General features: G+C 44.2%; 13 protein-coding genes. 4 read left to right on the top strand and 9 right to left on the bottom strand.

Translation table 11 applies throughout. The features are described from left to right. Nucleotides 1-4: 4 nt before the first annotated feature. Entirely contained in the window at nucleotides 5-2,863 is a 2,859-nt protein-coding gene (locus ACYVNW_RS14650; RefSeq protein WP_460680620.1) for a M16 family metallopeptidase, read from the bottom strand. A 194-nt stretch (nucleotides 2,864-3,057) separates the two neighbouring features. Between ACYVNW_RS14650 and ACYVNW_RS14645 the strand changes: the two genes are divergently transcribed. Then, on the top strand, nucleotides 3,058-5,211 hold the full coding sequence (locus ACYVNW_RS14645) for a S9 family peptidase (RefSeq protein ID WP_460680619.1): 2,154 nt from the start codon (nucleotides 3,058-3,060) through the stop codon (nucleotides 5,209-5,211). Nucleotides 5,212-5,278: 67 nt separating this feature from the next. On the opposite strand, the gene ACYVNW_RS14640 is transcribed toward ACYVNW_RS14645, so the two are convergent. Both ACYVNW_RS14640 and hisS read right to left on the bottom strand, forming a co-directional pair. Then, nucleotides 5,279-6,358, bottom strand: a complete 1,080-nt coding sequence (locus tag ACYVNW_RS14640; RefSeq protein WP_460680618.1) for an SMP-30/gluconolactonase/LRE family protein — start codon at nucleotides 6,356-6,358, stop codon at nucleotides 5,279-5,281. Between the two features lie 227 nt (nucleotides 6,359-6,585). After that, nucleotides 6,586-7,959, bottom strand: a complete 1,374-nt coding sequence (gene hisS, locus ACYVNW_RS14635) for a histidine--tRNA ligase (protein WP_460680617.1) — start codon at nucleotides 7,957-7,959, stop codon at nucleotides 6,586-6,588. 391 nt (nucleotides 7,960-8,350) lie between these two features. Here hisS and ACYVNW_RS14630 point away from each other — a divergent pair, with 391 nt between their 5' ends. Both ACYVNW_RS14630 and ACYVNW_RS14625 read left to right on the top strand, forming a co-directional pair. Further along, complete coding sequence (locus ACYVNW_RS14630; protein WP_460680616.1) at nucleotides 8,351-8,737, top strand: HYC_CC_PP family protein; 387 nt, start codon at nucleotides 8,351-8,353, stop codon at nucleotides 8,735-8,737. Between the two features lie 228 nt (nucleotides 8,738-8,965). Then, nucleotides 8,966-10,372 carry a hypothetical protein gene (locus tag ACYVNW_RS14625; RefSeq protein ID WP_460680615.1) on the top strand — a complete coding sequence of 469 codons (1,407 nt, stop codon included), beginning with the start codon at nucleotides 8,966-8,968 and terminating at the stop codon, nucleotides 10,370-10,372. A gap of 51 nt (nucleotides 10,373-10,423) precedes the next feature. Here the strand turns inward: ACYVNW_RS14625 and ACYVNW_RS14620 are convergent, their stop codons facing one another. The 6 genes from ACYVNW_RS14620 to ACYVNW_RS14595 all read right to left on the bottom strand — a co-directional run bounded on the left by ACYVNW_RS14620 (nucleotide 10,424) and on the right by ACYVNW_RS14595 (nucleotide 14,484). Then, nucleotides 10,424-10,804 carry a single-stranded DNA-binding protein gene (locus ACYVNW_RS14620; protein ID WP_460680614.1) on the bottom strand — a complete coding sequence of 127 codons (381 nt, stop codon included), beginning with the start codon at nucleotides 10,802-10,804 and terminating at the stop codon, nucleotides 10,424-10,426. A 35-nt stretch (nucleotides 10,805-10,839) separates the two neighbouring features. Next, entirely contained in the window at nucleotides 10,840-11,199 is a 360-nt protein-coding gene (locus ACYVNW_RS14615) for a response regulator (RefSeq protein WP_460680613.1), read from the bottom strand. Nucleotides 11,200-11,408: 209 nt separating this feature from the next. Then, complete coding sequence (locus tag ACYVNW_RS14610; protein WP_460680612.1) at nucleotides 11,409-12,062, bottom strand: response regulator; 654 nt, start codon at nucleotides 12,060-12,062, stop codon at nucleotides 11,409-11,411. Nucleotides 12,063-12,246: 184 nt separating this feature from the next. Further along, nucleotides 12,247-13,482, bottom strand: coding sequence for a cation:proton antiporter (locus ACYVNW_RS14605; RefSeq protein WP_460680611.1), 1,236 nt, complete (start codon nucleotides 13,480-13,482; stop codon nucleotides 12,247-12,249). A 172-nt stretch (nucleotides 13,483-13,654) separates the two neighbouring features. Next, entirely contained in the window at nucleotides 13,655-13,954 is a 300-nt protein-coding gene (locus tag ACYVNW_RS14600) for a hypothetical protein (protein WP_460680610.1), read from the bottom strand. A gap of 206 nt (nucleotides 13,955-14,160) precedes the next feature. After that, complete coding sequence (locus ACYVNW_RS14595) at nucleotides 14,161-14,484, bottom strand: ArsR/SmtB family transcription factor (RefSeq protein WP_460680609.1); 324 nt, start codon at nucleotides 14,482-14,484, stop codon at nucleotides 14,161-14,163. Nucleotides 14,485-14,686: 202 nt separating this feature from the next. On the opposite strand from ACYVNW_RS14595, the gene ACYVNW_RS14590 reads away from it, so the two are divergent. Beyond that, complete coding sequence (locus ACYVNW_RS14590) at nucleotides 14,687-17,461, top strand: TonB-dependent receptor (RefSeq protein WP_460680608.1); 2,775 nt, start codon at nucleotides 14,687-14,689, stop codon at nucleotides 17,459-17,461. The last annotated feature ends 24 nt before the right edge of the window (nucleotides 17,462-17,485 follow it).

The raw sequence follows: 17,485 nt of genomic DNA, 5'->3' as shown, positions 1-17,485 counted from the left end.
AAAATTATTGTTTTGGGTTGCCGTCGGCATCCAGCTCCACAATGGGGTAACCCAATTTTTGCAGGCCGGGTAGCACGCGGGCTTTGTCGCCTACTACCAAAATCACCATGTTATCGGGGTTCAGGTATTTGGCGGCCAGCTGGTTAATTTCGCCGGGGGTAATGTTGGCCAAAATCTTGCCCTGCTCATCGGCATAGGTAGGCGCCAAACCATACTCCAGCATGCGCGATAAAAACGCTGCTTTCTGGGCATTGGTTTCGTAGCGGCGGGCATCGCTCTGGCTGATGGAGGTTTGGGTAAACTTCAGTTCGTCAGGGGTAATGCCGGTAGCGCGGTAGTTACGTATTTCCTTCATAAACTCCACCACTGAGCTATCGGTAGCCGTAGCCAGCACACCTGCCGAGGCGGTAAAATCGCCACCGTATTTACCAGATGAGAAGCCGGAACGGGCACCATAGGTCCAGCCGCGTTTTTCGCGCAGGTTAAGGTTAATATGGCTGTTGAACGCGCCGCCTAAAATATAGTTGGCAATGCCCAGCTTGTAATATTCGCCGGTGGCATCATAGTTCAGGTTATCCAGGTAACCAATGCGTATTTCAGATTGTGCCGCTCCGGGTACATCCACCAAATACAGGGTGGTTTTGTCAAACTGCTTGCCGGCAGCCGGGGTTGGTATGTTCACCTTCTTGGCAGGCCAGCTGTTCAGGAAGGCTAAACTGCCACGGGCCGTACCCTGGTTCACATCGCCCACCACCACAATTTTAGTTACCGATGGCGAGAAGTTGTTGTTATAATAATCCTCTACATCCTGCAGGGTAATACCGGCTACAGTTTGCTCGGTACCGGTAGTGGCATAAGTGCGCACGTTATCAGTTCCGTACAGTATTTTGTTGTATACGGTAGTAGCCACACCTGCAGGCTGGGTTTTAGCCTGTTTCAGGCCCTCAATGGTTTGCTTCTTGATACGGTCTAAAGCATCCTGTGTAAACTTAGGGTGCAGTAAACGCTCTTGCAGCAAAGCCATGGTAGCGTTCAGGTTTTTGGTTAATGATGATACGCTCACCACCATTTGCTCGGCACCGGCATATATGCTGATATCGCTGCCCAGCTTATCCAGCTCAGAGGTAAACTGCTCGGCGGTGTACTTCTGGGTGTCCTCATTCATCATGCGGGCCACAATACCGGCCAAACCAGCTTTTGATGGGTTGTTCACCGCATACAAACCGCCGCCCTCAATGGTCATATTCATGGCCACAGTTGGGATTTCATTATTTTGTGTACCTAAAATCTTAATGCCGTTAGGCGTAGTAGCCGACCATATCGCCGGAACCTTGATAGACGGATTGGCACCCACACCTGGCCGTTTCGAGCGGTCGAAGTTGTCCTTTGGTTTTTTGTAGGTTAAACCTGCATAACCATAATCAGGCGCTTTGTAACCAGCGGTGTTAATGGTATAGTTGTCGGCAGCTACAGGCTGTACGGTACCGCCTTTAGGCAATACGCTTAATATAACAGCCGGCTTACCTTTAATGTACTTGTTGTACACGCGCATTACGTCTTCTTTGGTCACAGCGCGGATGTCGGCCAGTTCGCGGCCAATCTGGTTGGGCTCGCCGGTTAAATACTGCGCTTGCGCCAGTTCTGATACCTTGCCGCTTACACTGGCTAAGCCATTAATATAGTTGGCTTCAGCGCTGGCTTTAAAGCGGGTTAATGCATCATCGGTAACACCGGTTTTCTCAAACTCAGCGAATGATTCATCTACCATTTTCTTGGCATCAGCTAACGTCTGGCCCGGGAAAGGTACCACAAAAATACCGATCTCACCCGCCAGCTCAGTGTTCGATGAATTCATGGAAGCCTGCGCCGCTTTACGGGTTTTTACAAAGTTTTTGTAAAAAATGGAGTTACGCCCCTGGCCGATAATTTCCGCCAGTGCATCCAGCGCCGACATATCCTTATCATAAGTTTTCACACCCGGATAGGTGATAGACAGCAAAGGCAATTTAGCGTAGTTATCAGTATAAGACACATAACGGTCGGCGGATAAAGTAGGCGCCGGGAAGTAAGCTTTCTTCACCTCCGGTCCGCGTGGAATGCTGCCAAAATACTTGGTTACCCAGGCTAAGGTTTGCTTAGGATTCAAATCGCCGCCGATGGTAATGGTCGCGTTGTTAGGGCCGTACCAGCGCAAAAAGAAGTTCTTCAGGTCGTTTACACCTACTTTATTCAACTCCTCAATATAACCGATAGTCAGCCAAGAATACGGGTGCCCATAAGGATACAAATTTTTAGAAGTATATTCTGAAGCTAAACCATAAGGGCGGTTATCATAATTTTGGCCGCGCTCGTTCTTTACAGTAGCACGCTGCACTTCAAACTTTTGCTGAGTTACAGCATCCAGCAAAAAGCCCATCCGGTCTGATTCCAGCCACAGCATTTTTTCCAGCTGGTTGGCAGGCACAGTTTCGTAATAATTGGTACGGTCGCGGTTAGTAGAACCGTTCAGGGTACCACCGGCTTCTGTGATGATTTTAAAGTGATCGCCGTTGGCCACGTGGTCTGAGCCCTGGAACATCATGTGCTCAAAGAAGTGGGCAAAGCCCGATTTACCGATTTCCTCGCGTGCCGAACCTACGTGGTAGGTCACATCCACGTGTACCAGGGGGTCAGAATGGTCTTCAGCCAAAATTACGGTCAGTCCGTTGGGCAGTAAATAGCGTTCGAAGGGGATCACCAGCTCGCTGCCCTTACGGGTAACTTTTTCTACCAGCTTGGGCTGCATGGTAGTTTGCGCAGTAGCAGTAACCGCCATGAATGCCATGGCCGATGCCCACAATGCTGTTTTTAAAGATTTAGTCATTATCGTTGCAGATTTATTCGAAACTAAAATTTTGTTGGATTTGAATTAAAGGAATAATATTAGGAGTTTTTACGGGTATGCAGAATAGTAGCAGCTATTGTAACCAATTTGTGACAATCAATTGCATCCGTATTAAAACCAGTCTGCGCAGCACAAGTTATAATTACTATTTTGAGTTATCTGCCATATTGAATATGAAAAAATCTGTACTCCTGTATCTGCTGCTTTTATTGATTTATATAAAGCCTGGCATGGCCCAGCAAAGCAGCAGCCGCATTGAGGTAACAGATTTAACCCGCATTAAACAGATAGGAGGTGTTGCCCTTTCGCACGATGGCAGCAAGGCTGCATTCACCGTTACTACCATTGTGCCCGATAAGCGAAATACCAAAGAATATGCCTATCTCACCCAGATATGGATTATCGCTACTGATGGCCATAGTGAACCCTATTTACTTACCGATAGCGCCGGCAGCCAACCCATATGGTCGAAGGATGATCAATCCATTGTGTTTGTAAGCCTGGTAAAAGGCAAAGGGCAGCTGTTTACCATTCCGGCTGCCGGAGGCGGCAAACCGGTACAATTAACCCGTGCAAAATATGGCGCCTCGCAGCCCCAATTTTCGCCGGATGGAAAGCAGTTGTTGTTTACTACTTTGCTGTCATTACAAGAATTGGAGCAAGATAGCCTGTTTAATCCTTCGCACCGTGTGCCTGCCTGGGCAAGTGAAAAACCGGGCTACACGCAATTTTCCGTTACACTAGGTATCAAGCCAGATGCTAATGGCAACATGGATGCCATACGCAGCTATTTAGCGCAAAACGAAACCGACCGTAAAGCCAAAGTATTTAACCGGCTCAATTTTGAGGGAGAAGCCAGCACCGAACCTGAGTTTTTCTTTACCGAATATATGCTGATGGATGCCGGAGGTAATACGACGGCCCGCCCGGTTACCTGGGGTTTTGCCAACTACAGCAGCGCCCGCTTTATGCCAGATGGCCACAGCATCGTACTCACGGCTACAGACAGCACTACTAACCCCGACCGGGCTTTACAATCCTCTATCTATACCGTACCTGTTAACGGCGGCACATTGCAGCCTTTGCTGCGGGTGCCGGGCCGCATGCTAAGCAATGCTTCGGTATCGCCTTCGGGCAGGTATATGGCATATACTTCGGGTAAGAGCACGGCAATTGATATACCCGAGGTGCACATTTATGATGCACAGCAACCCGCCAAAGTGTTGACCATACCTATTGATCGCTCGGCAGGCAATTTTGCCTGGTCGGCCAATGGCGAATATTTGTATTTTACAGCGCAATCTAATGGCGGTATTCCAATTTATCGGGTAAGCCTCAGCAATTTGAAACCTCAGCCCTTGGGCAATTTCGAAGCTGGCATAAGCAGTTTGGCGGTAGGTGCTACTCAACTGATCTATGTCAAAACAGAGGTTGCTAATCCCTATGAACTTTATACCAGTAATTTAGATAATAAAGCATCCCAACGCATTACGGAATTGAATTACGAGTGGCTGAAGGATAAGCAACTCAGCTTCCCTGTAAAGAAATACTATACCAACAGCAAAGGTTTAAAGGTAGAATACTGGGTAATGAAACCCACTGATTTTGAGGCTGGCAAAAAGTACCCGGTAATGCTACAGATACACGGTGGCCCCACGGCCATGTGGGGGCCGGGCGAAGCCAGCATGTGGCACGAATACCAGTTTTTTTGCGCCCATGGTTATGGTGTAGTGTATTCCAATCCACGCGGCTCGGGTGGCTATGGGCTTAATTTTTTGAAAGCCAACTATCGCGACTGGGGCACCGGCCCGGCCGAAGATGTACTGGCTGCCTTGGATGGTACTTTGGCCGAGGGCTGGGGCGACAGAACTAAAACTGTTGCCACCGGCGGCTCTTATGCCGGGTACCTTACCGCATGGCTGGCCGGACATACCAAGCGCTTCACCGCCATATCATCACAGCGCGGGGTGTATGATTTAACTACCTTTTTTGGCGAAGGCAATTCCTGGCGCCTGGTTCCTATGTATTTTGGCGGCTACCCATGGGAGGCGGCCGTGAAACCGATTTTGGCAAGAGAATCGCCGTTTACTTATGTAAACTATATTACCACCCCTTATTTAATACTGCATGGCGAAACTGATTTACGCACCGGCATTGTACAGGGCGAAATGATGTATAAAGCGCTTAAAGTTCTGAACCGCCCGGTGGAGTATGTTCAGCATCCCGGCGGCACCCACGAGCTTTCCCGCTCGGGCAACGTACGCCAGCGCATTGACCAGATGCTGCGCATTTATGAGTTTTTTGGCAGATATATTAAAAATGAATGATATTATATGGTGAGTAATAGCATAGTAATTACACTTCAGTAACATCAGCATTATCCTGCATCACTTACTAAGGCAACTTCACTTTATACAGTTTAAAAGGATATACTACCCTGTCTTCTCCCTGATTGTACTTAGGTGTGCGGTTAATCTGCGAATCGGTTATATACAAGTAGCCATCGCTGCCAATACCAAATGAGTCGGGCCAGCTCAGGCGGTCGTCTTGTACCAATACTTTAACCTCACCTTTAGGTGTTACATATTTGATAGATTTATCCGGCGAACTGCTTTGATAAATATTTCCCTTGTTATCGGCAATCATACCATGAGATACGCCGGGGGCGGCTACCTGCTCTACATGGCTTTCCAATTGTACTGTATTCAAAGCTGCATCAGCTAAATACTTTGTAGCAATGCGGTACAATTTGGTTTGATTAATGGCCCTAAAGTAAAAGTATTGATCATCATGTGTTAAAGCTATGCCGTTTACATTGGAACTAAAAGGTTTACCATCCTTGTCTACCACATCGCGGTTATCCAGGTGTAGTTTAAAATCGAGGTCGGCCTTGGTGAACTGGCTTTGGGTAAGTACCATGCGGCTTTTGCCAGTCTTTAAATCGAGCACCACTACCGAACTGGTTTTGGGTTCGGATAAATAAGCCATTTGATGCTGATTATCTACACGTACATCGTTTAAGGCAATTTGAGCGCGCGGCAGATCTTCAAACCGGTAAATGCGCTCAACTTTGTTGGTTGCTAAGTTAATCTTGAGCAGTTTCACACCTGGCGGGATGGTTTCCTTCTCACCCGGATTGGAAGGATCTAACACCCACAAGTAGTTGTGGCGATCGGCGTATAAGGCCTGCACATTCATTAAATGGTGCTGGGCATCCAGTTCATTATGTGTATTCCATTCGGCATTAGGGTAAGGGCGTGTTTTTCCTTTTACCAGTTCGGTCAGGCCGTACCGATAAGGCTCACGGAAAGGGAAGGTAACAAATACGCGCCCCTTGGGAGTAACCGCCAAGCCAATAGGCTGGTAATGCCCGAATTCGGCCACTTCAATCAACTGAGCCGACTGACGGTTTTGTGCTGAGGTGCTCATAATTAAGGTAACAAATAATAAGCCTGACAAAAAGAGTGCTTTCATGATGCCGTTGTTAATTCAACTGCTTAATGAACAGGGGAAAGGCGGAGAGGTTTACGCTATTTTACCCCCTTTACGTCATTGTGATGTACGAAGCAATCTTTATACACTTGATTAAGACACAACGCAGAAAGCTTGCTTCGTACCTCGCAATGACGGGAATATATTACAAAACAATAAGGCGGTTAGTAGAACACTAACCGCCTTATTCAAATATGTTAAAAGCTTGCTTATTCGGCCAGCACCGCTACAATTTGCTCGGCCGTTAGCTTCTCCTGTGTGCCGGTTAGCATGTTTTTAAATGTAAGCAGGCCGCTTTGCATTTCATCGCTGCCAATGACAATGGTAAACGGAATTTGCTTGCTGTTGGCATAATCCAACTGCTTTTTAATTTTGGCTCCGGCCGGGTACAGTTCAGTGCTTACCTGCTGGCTGCGCAGTTGCTGCATTACCGGCAGGGCAAAGTGCTCGCCTTCTTTATCGAAACAGCAAATCAATACTTGTGTGGTTTGGCTGGTGGCTTCAGGGAATAGGTTCAATTCTTCCAGCACATCATAAATACGATCGGCGCCAAAGGAGATGCCGGCACCGGTTAAGCCCTTGAGGCCGAACATGCCGGTTAAATCATCGTAACGGCCGCCGCCGCCAATACTTCCCATTTTCACTTCATTGGTTTTTACTTCAAAGATGGCGCCAGTATAGTAATTTAAGCCACGGGCCAAAGTAATATCCAGTTCAACGGTAGCGCGTTGCAGTTTAAAATATTTCAGGTAATCAAATACCGTTTCCAGTTCTGCTATGCCTTTCAGACCGGTTTCTGATGCGGACAGTACGGTTTTTAATTCGGCTATTTTTTCTTCGGTGGTACCTTGCAGCAGGATAACCGGCTCAAGGCGTTCAATATCTTCCTGGGTAAAGCCACGTTCCAGTAATTCTTTACTTACCCCTTCTAAACCAATTTTGTCCAGTTTATCTATGGCTACCGTCATGTCCACAATCAGTTCCGGCTTGCCGATAATTTCGGCGATGCCGGCTAATATTTTGCGGTTGTTGATTTTTATGCTGAAATCTTTGAGCCCTAATTTACTTAAAGCTTCATCATAAATCAGGATAAACTCGGCTTCGTTTAATAAGGAATCAGAACCTACCACATCGGCATCACACTGGTAAAACTCGCGGTAGCGGCCTTTTTGCGGCCGGTCGGCCCGCCATACAGGTTGTACCTGGAAGCGTTTGAACGGAAAAGTAATTTCGTTTTGGTGCTGTACTACATAGCGTGCAAAGGGAACAGTTAAGTCGTAGCGCAGGGCTTTTTCTGAAATATCAGCCGTTAAGCTCAAAGAGTTACGGTCTATCAGTTTTTGTTCATTAGCTTTAGCCAAATAGTCGCCGCTATTCAAAATTTTAAATATCAGGCGGTCACCTTCTTCGCCATATTTACCCATTAATGTATTTGAGTTCTCCATCGAAGGCGTTTCGATTTGCTGATAGCCGTATTTGCGGAAAACAGTTTTAATGGTGTCGAAAATATGATTGCGTTTGGCCATTTCGGCGGGCGAAAAATCGCGCGTGCCTTTAGGTACAGAAGGTTTCACAGATGCCATTCGGCAAAGGTAAAAAAAAGCGCTATATCGGCAGTGCAGCACTGTGGTAAAACAGCGGCAAAATACCGGTATAACGCTTAATGAAAATAGGATTTATAATTGGTTAGCAAGTTTCAAATCGGCCCGGGGGGGACTCTGCCGCAGATGAAACTTTTGTAATATTCTATAATTTTTATTTAACCTGCAAATTTACTTATTAACATTTATTTAATGTTTAAACAACAGTTTAACTGATATCTAACACCACGTCATTGCGAGGAACGAAGCAATCTCTATAAGCCTGGTTAGAACTGAGCCTGAGAGATTGCTTCGTTCATCGCAATGACGTGATGGATTACATGAGATTTCTTTAATGAACTTTAATTGACTTCTTACTACCTTTGCCTTTGTGATGAAACGCGCTGCCATATTACTCATGACTTTGCTGTACCTCGGTACAGCTATGGGTATTGGCCTTAACTTTCATTACTGCTTCGGCCGGGTGGCGTCTGTTAAACTTTACGAAAGCAAACCGGATTGTAAGCTGATTAAACGCAATGAACTGCCCGACTGCTGCAAAAGCAAACAACTTACTGTTAAAGTAAAAGACAGCCACGAGTTTACCAAAGCTGGATATTCGGCTATTGTAATGGCAGTAGTTAAACCTGCCACCAGGTATGCCGATTTAAAACCGGCTTTAAGCAGCCGGCAATTACAGGTACCGGTGTATCGCGGCCCGCCCGGTGTGCCGGCGAGTGCCTGTCCGGTTTTTATAAAAAACTGCAATTTCCGTATTTGATTCTTTCCATGTTATGCAGCTGGGATCTCAGCTTGCATTGATATAAGGCTATATCCTTAGCCTAATTTAAGTTCAATTTTCTTTTTAAGAATGCTTTTGCCGAGCGAGACATGCTTTGTCTGCCGGTTAATGCACTACACCTATTTTAACATGAAAAAATACTTTTTAATACTATTGGCAATACTAATAACTGCCAGGGTTCAAGCGCAGCATCAACACCATATGGATATGCAGCCTGCAAATAAAGCTGATACTACCCAACCTGTTAAACGTACAGCTGCCGACAGCGCCATGCACAAGCGCATGATAATGCAGGATAAGAATACAATGCCGGGCGCACCTATGAACCACGACCACAGCCAAATGCAAATGCAAGGGCACAGCATGATGAGCAGCCAGTTCTCGCTCGATTTACCCATGAGTCGCGACGGTTCGGGCTCATCGTGGATGCCAGATACTACGCCTGTTTATGCGTACATGATTCATGGTAAAAAGTGGATGAGCATGGTGCACGGCAATATTGTGCCCCGCTATACTAATCAGGATTTGTTTAACAAAACTGCAGGCCGTGGCGGTAACCAGGTAGACGCGCCCAACTGGCTGATGTTTATGACCCAGCGCAAAGTGGGCAAAAACGGATTATTCTCAGTGAATACCATGTTCTCTTTTGATCCTTTTTTGGTTGGCTTGGGCGGTTACCCTCTGCTGTATCAAACCGGCGAATCGTACAAGGGACAAAAGCTGGTAGACCAGCAGCACCCGCACGATTTATTTTCGCAGCTTACCGTAAATTATGCCCAGCGCATTGCGCCTCAAACCGACGTATATGCCTCGTTCGGTTATCCCGGAGAGCCGGCTTTGGGCCCACCGGTGTTTATGCACCGCCTTTCGGCTTATAATAACCCTGATGCGCCGCTAAGCCATCATTATGCCGATGCTACGCATATTACTTTCGGGGTGGCTACATTGGGCTTCAGGTACCGTAATTTTAAATTAGAAGGCTCCGCTTTTAAAGGTCGCGAACCGGATGAAGAGCGATATGGTTTTGACAAAATCGGGTTCGACTCTTACTCGGTGCGCTTATCCTACAACCCTTCGGCCGAGTGGGCTTTGCAGGCCTCTAACGGGTGGATACGCAGCCCCGAAGATTTAGATACCCACGATAATGTAGATCGTTTCACCGCATCAGCCATCCATACTAAATGGTTAACTACCGACAGTTATATTGCCACCACACTGGTATACGGGCAAAACCACCATACCGAACATGGCAAAACACAACCTGCCGTGTTGCTGGAAAGCAACTTACAATTGCCCAAAACCGCTGTTTACGGCCGCTACGAGTTTGTGCAAAAAGATGCCGAAGAACTGGATATTTTGAACCTGTACCCGGTTAACCCCAACCTGAACATTAATGCATTTACACTAGGCGCTAACCGCATTTTAACTACAGTAAAAAATACCGACCTGCGCCTGGGTATACAGGCTACGGTTAACCTTTCGCCAGTACAGATACGCAATTTATACAGTACTGTACCAATAGGCTTTGAAGTATACCTGCGCATTAACCCTTCATTGATGAAGATGAGTATTCGTAAGCAAAGCCATCAGCATATGCCGAGCATGGTGATGTAATGCCTAAAAAAGAAACCCGCCTTGCATAAGCAAGGCGGGTTATTATTAAATTTATAATTGGTTTATTTTTTCTTCTGTCAACTCAGTAATTGTAGCAGTATTGGCCTGTGCCACTATGGTAATGCGCACCGCGATAATCTCTGTTTTGTACCGGCGGATATTTTGCTCATCCGTAAAAGCAGTGGTTTGTATTTTACCTTCCAAATGAATGGTTTGGCCCTTTTTAAGGTGCAAATCGGCCACGCTTTTAATTGGTGCCTTAATCAGATGAATTTCAAGGTGCTCAATTATTGCTCCGTTTTTGCCTATATCCTCCTGGGTAGTTAAGGGAAAACATAGTAACTCCATTCCGGGGTTGCTTTTATGCCACCTGGGCTCCTTGCTAATTACCCCTAATAAAAACACTTTGTTTACTCCACAATTATTCAACATCTCTCAGCAAATATTTAAAGTGATATATAATTCAATCAGGCTATTAACCGGGTAAGGGTATGGGTTAAATCATTTAAATCGAAAGGTTTAGGGATAAAGGCATTGCAGTTGTAAGTGCCTAATGATTGCAACACCCGGGGGTATGCAGAAATAATAACGACAGGCAAATTACAGGTAGCCTCATTCTTTTTTATCTGACTACATAATTCGCCACCATTAATGCCGTTTAACAGGTAATCAATCATCAATAAATCCGGCTGGTGATGCTGTACTGCAGATAGGATATCATCAGCATCCATTGCGGTTACTACTTCAAAACCTTCGTAGTTCAAAGCCTCCTGTAGCACATCGAGTATATCCTCGTCATTATCAATAATCAAAATTTTCCTTGGCATACTTTGCAACATTTATCTTTTGGCAACTATAATTTATAGTTAAATTATAATTATTTTAAGATTAAACCTTTTGGTTGTAAAAATAATTCGGAAATTTTTGTGCAACTGCGTATAAATACGGTATCTATACGGATATAAATACGTATATTATACTATTAATTAAACGTACTGTCTTTTAAACCAATATTATAGATTAATATTATTAATCTTTAGTTTATGATACCATTGCGTATAGCAAAGCGGATGAGAGCCGCAGTATTGGGCATATCCGTTTTCTCAAGCATGCTTTTACGATAACCTTCAATAGTACGTTTACTGGTATACAGCCGCTCGGCAATATCTTGGTTGGTAAGCCCCTGTGCAATCAATTCGAGTGTTTCCAGTTCGCGTTCCGAAAAATCAATATGGGCTCCTATTTCATGCAGGGTACTGATTTCGGGCAAGTGTATCAGGCGATCTAAAAAGCGCAGCGACAATTCGGAACACAGATAGCGTTCATTGGCATGAATGTGCTGTATGGCAAATATCATTTCATCAGCCCTGATGCTTTTAAGCAAATAGCAGGAGGCGCCCGAACGAAAAGCTTTGATTACATACTTTTCATTATCCAGCATGCTGAGTACAATTACTTTAACCTGGGGGTAAGTGGCTTTAATTTCAGTAATTAAATCGAGGCCGCTTATGCCGGGCATATTAATATCGGTAAACAATATATCGGGTATCAGCCCGCTATTCAGCAAAGCCAGGGCTTCTTGTCCGTTCACAGCTTCGCCAATTACCTGAACAAAACCCGACTTTTCAAGTAATGATCTGATGCCATTGCGTACCACATTGTGGTCTTCTGTAAGAACAATTTTTATCATAGAGTGCCTACTTTACAATAGTGTTTGGTATAACAATATTCAATATTAATTTTTAAAATAAAAAGGCGATTAATCTAAGCAATTAATCGCCTTTTGTATCGGCTTGGCAAGGCGTATCAGCATATCACCCTATAAACGCAATTAAAAGCCAATGGTTTAACAAGCATCGAAATTACACACCTCCTTAACCAAGTGCCTTTACCGCTACTTTTCCAATGGTAAGCCCCTGTACCAAAATAGAAAAAACCACTACCATGTAAGTCATCAGCACAAATTCATCCCGGTACATATTGCTGCTTAAAGATAAGGCCAGCGCTACTGAAATGCCTCCCCGCAAACCACCCCAGGTAAGTATAGTAACCGCATTTTTTTCAAATTTTATTTTATACCGCAACAGCGTTACAGGCACCAGTACAGAAAGCCACCTGGCCAGCAGCACCAAACCAATAACAATAAAACCAATAATGAGTACCAGGGTGTTAATTTTAATCACCAGCATTTCGAAACCTACCAGCAGAAACAAAATGGCATTCAAAATCTCATCTATCAGTTCCCAAAACTTATCTAAGTAATCCTGCGTTTGGGCCGACATGATTTCGTGTTTAATTTTATTGCCGGTAATGATCCCTGCTACCACCATAGCCAGCGGGCCCGATACATGCAGCCAGTTGGCCAGAGCATATCCACCTGCTACTATAGCCAGTGTAACCAACACCTCTACCTTGTAGTCATCAATGCCTTTGAGCAGCAGGTAGCCGATGTAGCCCAGTAAACCGCCAAACAACAAACCGCCTACGGCTTCCTGTAAAAAAAGTTTACCAATGCTCCAAACATCAGCGTGGCCGGTGCCTGAGGCAGCTATTTCTGTGATGGTAATGAAAATTACCACGGCAATGCCATCGTTAAATAATGACTCTCCCTGAATTTTGATTTCAAGGCTGGCCGGCATTTTGGCCTGTTTTAATATACCGATAACGGCAATAGGATCGGTAGGCGAAATAAGTGCGCCAAACAGCAAACAATAAATAAATGGAACAGGATGACCTATCCACTGAAACAGGTAGGTAACCATAAAGCCTACCAAAAATGTAGATAGCAGCGTACCCATAGTGGCCAGCAGCATTACGGGCCACAATTCTTTTTTTAATGCGGATGCTTTAATATGAATAGAACCGGCAAACAGCAGAAAGCTAAGCATAAAGTTCATCAGCACTTCGTGAAAATCAAGCGACTTGATTAATTGCACCACTTTCTCGAAAATAAAAAATTGGGCCGTACCTAACGTAACCAATAATATTGATGACAGCAGCGACAGCACCATAATGCCTATAGTAGGCGGCCACTTAATTAAACGGTGATTGATGTAAGAAAACAGGGCAGTAACTACCAGAATAATGGTAAAAATTTCTTGTACGTCCATAAAAGCATAGGCGTTTACCGGCAGAAAGGTAAGAAAAGTTGAAATAAACCCACGCCAAAACCTGCTTTTGCAACAAGCAGCAGGTACATAAGTTTTACTGTTGCCCCTGGATAGTAAAGCTGCTATAATCTGCATTAGCACTTTAAACTGGGTGCTGCCAGCATTACTCCAACTATTTTACTAATGCAGCCAGGTAGCCCGATTGGTATCTGAAATTTTCGGTATTTAGTTTACAAAAAGTGATGCTGTTACGGCTCATTTTGCAAATGAGGCCGGCGGTTTTTAAGGCATTGAGATGGCGTTCTATTACCTGCGGACTTAAAGGAAGACTGTCAAACCTGGTGCTGGGCACCCAATCTTCCTGCTTTAATAAGGTACGGATAATACTGATACGGGCAGGTAAAGCCAGCGCCCTGGTAAAATTAGCCAGTTCTACATCCTGCAAATCAAATTTAGCTTTTGTTTGGCCCATCAATTCTTCCCTGATTTTATATTCACTATTTGCTTATAGATGTTAAGTATAACACCTTTATCCTTATGCAAATACTATAAAACTTTAAGGTATAGAAAGGCAGGACAACAGGTAGTACTTAACTATTGTGCAATAATGTAAAAATTGGGTTGCCTTATTGTAAATGGAGTATTATGCTTTTGTTAACTTGCCAATGATGCCTTTACTCAGGCCGACTGAACCGGAGCCAGGCCCAGTAAGGTAGTAAATTCAGCAGCCCCCTGGTTCCAGTTATTCCAGTTAATTTCATATAATGAGCGTTTGCCATCAAAGGCTACAGTAATTAACCCGGCAATTTGTAATTCTTTTAAATGACGTGATACCGTAGGCTGGGCCAGGGGTAGCACATCAACAATTTCTCCGCAGGTAAAGCCAGGATGACTGGCCAGCAGTCGCATAATGGTAATGCGGGCAGGATGCGACAAGGCCTTTGCCGTGTCAGACAACCGCTGGTCTGCAGCGGTAAACTCAGACTTTTTATGTTTTGCCATGCTTATTTCTTAAGCAAATGTAAACCGATTGAAAGAAATTAATTTGCCGACAGCGCAATTCTAATCAAAATCTAATTCCGGGGCTTATGTTAAATTAAGTTAACTAAACCCCACAAATGCATTATATTAAATATGCGATTTGATAATCTCATCTTAATTTTTGCTTAACAAGGGGCCAATAGCTTTGCGGTGATTAAACGCTATGCTTCAACTCAGATCCCTTTCCCTCATTGTAATTGTTCTATTATCCGGCCTTACTGCCTTTGCTCAGCAAGCCGGAAAAATTGCCGGAAAAATAACCGATCGCAAATCTGGAGAACCGCTCATTGGTGCATCTATTTTGGTAGTGGGTACTACTAAGGGTACAGCTACCAACGTAAATGGCGAATATACGTTAACTGGTATAAGTGCCGGTACACATGCCGTACTGGTACGTTATGTAGGTTATCAAAACAAGCAAATCTCAGATATACAGGTAAAAGCCGGCAATGCCACCTCGCTGAACATTACTTTAGACCAGGCATCATCACAGCAACTGAAAGAAGTAACCGTAAAGGCTACTTATCGCCAGGAGTCCGTAAATTCGCTTTACGCGCAACAAAAAAATAATGCGGCTATTACTGATGGTATCACCTCCGAAGCCATAAAACGCTCGCCTGATAAGAATACATCTGAAGTGTTGCGCCGTGTAAGCGGTGCCACCGTGCAGGATAACAAATTTGTGGTGGTGCGCGGTTTAAGTGACCGTTATAATACGGCCTCTTTAGATAATACGCCGCTGCCAAGCACCGAGCCTAATCGCAAAGCTTTCTCGTTTGATATTGTACCGGCCAACCTGATTGATAACCTGATTATAAGTAAAACGGCTACGCCTAACCTGCCTGGTGATTTTGCCGGCGGCGCCGTACAGATTGTAACGCGCGATATCCCTGAAGAAAATTTTATAAGCATTAATGCTGGCTTGGGTTATAACACCAACACCACTTTTAAAAACTTCCAAAGCGGCTACCGCAATTTTACTGATTATCTGGGTTTTGATAACGGTTCGAGGCAGTTACCTAAAAACTTCCCGTCAACCGCTGAAGCCGCCAGTGGCGCTTTTACTCAAGAGCGTAATAACGCGGTTCTTCGCTCACTCAATCCTAATTTTAGTGTATATAATTACAAAGCCTTACCGAATCAAAATTATCAAATCTCGTTTGGTCGCGTAAAAGAGATTGGCAAAAACGGTAACCGCCTGGGTGCTATTTTTGCGCTCACTTATCGTAATACCTTTCAAATCATACCTGATTTAAAAATCAATTATTATGAATTTGATTTCAATGATACCAAGTACCGGTTTTCTACCAATTTGGGTGCATTAGCTAACATTGCTTACACTTATGGTAAGAATAAAATTACTTGGAAAAATATTTATAACCGCAGTTTTGACGACCAGTACCTATACCGTACCGGCTATAACGGGCAAACCCAAAACCCGGATAACCGTTTTACTGCGTTTGACTTAATTCAAAAAAGTTTATTTAAAACCACCCTACAGGGCGACCATGGTTTAGGTGATGATAATTCTAAACTGACCTGGATAGCCAGCTACAGTAACATCACCAACAATCAGCCCGATCAGCGTAAAACCAATTATGCACAAATTAATGGTGTGTATCTGGCCGATAACACTACTGTAGGTAAACAAAATGCCCGTTTTTTTTCTGACCTAAATGAAAACATTGGCGCAGCCCAACTTGACTACACCAAGCCTGTAACCTTGTTTAATCAAAAAGCTACTTTCAAAGCCGGCCTGGCATCACAATACCGCTATCGCACGTTTGATCCCCGCTTTATCGGTGCAGAGCTGAATGTGTTTGCCGACAATGCCGACCAGGTAAGGCAATATCCACTTAGTCAATTATTTAATAGGAACCTGATTAATGCAAACTATTACAATTTCAGAGAAATTACAACTACTAAAGACCCTTACACTGCTCATACCTTAACAAATGCAGCCTATGCTATGCTGGATAATAAGTTTAGTGAGAAGCTCCGTTTGGTTTGGGGCTTACGTGTAGAAAAATTTGATTTAGGTTTACAAACTAAAGATCCAAGTTTGGCAGAAACCAAACTGGATAATTTAGACTTTTTGCCATCGGCCAATTTAACATATAGTGTAACGCCAAAAGCTAACCTCAGGTTATCTTACTCCCGCACTGTTGCACGCCCTGAATTAAGAGAGTTGGCACCATTTGCTTATTATGATTTTGAACTGCTGGCCAATATTACCGGTAGCACTACCTTGAAACGGACACAAATTCATAACCTGGATTTACGGTACGAATTCTACCCGTCGGCAGGGCAAATTATATCAGTATCTGCTTTTTATAAAAACTTCAAAAACCCCATCGAGTCTATCATTGATGATAAAAACTCAACGCCTGATTACACCTATTTCAATTCTGAAAAAGCCAACAACTATGGTGTTGAGTTTGAGTTGCGAAAAACGCTTGATTTCTTAAGTGCTAACCTTAAAAATACTACGCTGTATACCAATGTAGCCCTAATAAAATCGGTAGTAACTGATAGCCGCTTAACATTGATTGAACAAACTAATAAACGCCCGATGGTAGGGCAAGCACCTTATGTAATTAACGCTGGCCTGTTACAAACTGCTTATAACAACAAACTAAATTTTAACCTGCTGTACAATCGCGTCGGCCCACGCATTTTCAAAGCCCGCGGCTATGTGTTCCCTGCCGTTTATGAAAATTCAAGAAATGTGGTTGATCTACAAATAGGCTACCGGGTGCAAAAAGGCAAAGGTGAATTCAAACTGAATGGCAGCGACCTTTTCAATCAAAACACAACTTTCTATTTCAAAAATAGCACCAACCAATATGAAATAGGCACCAGCCGCAGCCGGGGCAATATTATCAGCCAATACAAGCTGGGCCAAACCTTCACAATTTCATACGCCTATACCTTTTAAAACAGCGCAACCTTAAAATTAAAT

This window comes from Mucilaginibacter koreensis (assembly GCF_054783355.1).
Note: the sequence above shows the minus strand (reverse complement) of the source record. Positions and strands in the feature narration are given on the sequence as shown.